Here is a 1,503-nt window from a genome sequence, read left to right as displayed (position 1 = left end):
TTCCCCGGCAAGCGGGTGATCGACGCCATGGTCGACCTGCCGTTTGCGCTGCCGACGGCGGTCGCCGGCATTGCGCTGGCGACGCTTTATGCCCCCAACGGCTGGATCGGCCAATTGCTGGAGCCGCTCGGCATCAAGATCGCCTTTACCCCGGCCGGCATCGTCATCGCCCTGATCTTCGTCGGCCTGCCCTTCGTCGTTCGGACGGTGCAGCCGATCATGGAGGAGATCGACAAGGAAGTGGAAGAAGCCGCCGCCACGCTCGGTGCCAGCCGTTTCCAGACGATCAGCCGGGTGCTGCTGCCGGGGCTGCTGCCGGCCGGGCTGACCGGCTTTGCGCTCGCCTTTGCCCGCGGCGTCGGCGAATACGGCTCGGTGATCTTCATCGCCGGCAACCTGCCTTACGTCTCCGAGATCGCGCCGCTTCTGATCGTCATTAGGCTGGAGGAGTTCAACTATCCCGCCGCCACCGCCATTGCCGCGGTGATGCTGGTCATCTCCTTTGCCATGCTGCTCGTCATCAACTCGATCCAGGCCTGGAGCCGGCGGAGATATGTCTATGTCGCCTGATCTCGCCACGGCTGCGCCGGGCTCCGCCCCGAGCCCCTCCCCTGTTCCGCCGCCGGCGTCGCAGTCCGCCTCCCATCACGTGCGCGCCGCCACCTCGGAAAGCCGCTTTGCCCGCTTAAGCCTGACGGCGGCAGCGCTTGCCTTCGTCGCTCTGTTCCTGCTTTTGCCGCTGGCAGCGGTCTTCACCGAGGCGCTGCGCAAGGGGCCGGCCGAGTTCCTGACGGCGCTCGGCGATGCCGAGACGTTTTCGGCCATCCGCCTGACGCTGATCGTCGCCGCCATCGCCGTGCCGCTCAACCTCGTCTTCGGCGTCGCCGCCGCCTGGGCGATCGCCAAGTTCGAGTTCAAGGGCAAGGCCTTTTTGACGACGCTGATCGACCTGCCGTTCTCGGTCTCGCCGGTGATCTCCGGTCTCGTCTTCGTGCTGCTGTTCGGCTCGCACAGTCTGCTCGGGCCGTTCCTGCAGAGCCACGGCATCCAGATCCTGTTTGCCGTGCCGGGGCTGGTGCTGGCCACCGTCTTCGTCACCTTCCCCTTCGTCGCCCGCGAACTGATCCCGCTGATGCAGGAACAGGGCACCAGCGACGAGGAGGCGGCGCTGTCCTTGGGCGCCTCCGGCTGGCAGACCTTCTGGCATGTGACGCTGCCCAACATCAAATGGGGGCTGCTTTACGGCGTGCTGCTGTGCAACGCCCGCGCCATGGGCGAGTTCGGTGCGGTGTCGGTGGTCTCGGGCCATATTCGCGGCCAGACCAACACCATGCCGTTGCAGGTGGAAATCCTCTATAATGAATATAACTTCGTCGCCGCCTTTGCGGTTGCGACGTTGCTGGCGCTGCTGGCGCTGGTCACCCTCGTCTTGAAAACGGCGCTCGAGCTTCGCTACAGCGCCGAGATCGCCGCCAGCCGCAGGCATTGAAAGGTCCGGATCGT

The 1,503-nt window shown here is 65.7% G+C and carries 2 protein-coding genes; both read left to right on the top strand.

Annotation, left to right across the window (positions count from 1 at the left end; genetic code table 11):
- Positions 1-570 (top strand): sulfate ABC transporter permease subunit CysT (cysT, locus tag AC244_RS34730; protein ID WP_053253359.1); only part of this gene is annotated, 570 nt, incomplete at its 5' end.
- A complete protein-coding gene (gene cysW / locus AC244_RS34725) occupies positions 560-1,489 on the top strand; it encodes a sulfate ABC transporter permease subunit CysW (protein ID WP_234717137.1) in 930 nt (309 codons plus the stop codon). The genes cysT and cysW, both read left to right, overlap by 11 nt.
- Positions 1,490-1,503 lie beyond the last annotated feature (14 nt).

The sequence above is a fragment of the Ensifer adhaerens genome (assembly GCF_001270265.1).
GTDB classification, from domain to species: domain Bacteria; phylum Pseudomonadota; class Alphaproteobacteria; order Rhizobiales; family Rhizobiaceae; genus Ensifer; species Ensifer adhaerens_B.
This window is presented reverse-complemented; position numbering and strand designations above follow the sequence as displayed.

What these genes read in the sequence shown, in the direction of transcription:
- cysW (WP_234717137.1), top strand. Translation starts at nt 560, where the DNA reads ATGTCGCCTGATCTCGCCACGGCTGCGCCGGGCTCCGCCCCGAGCCCC.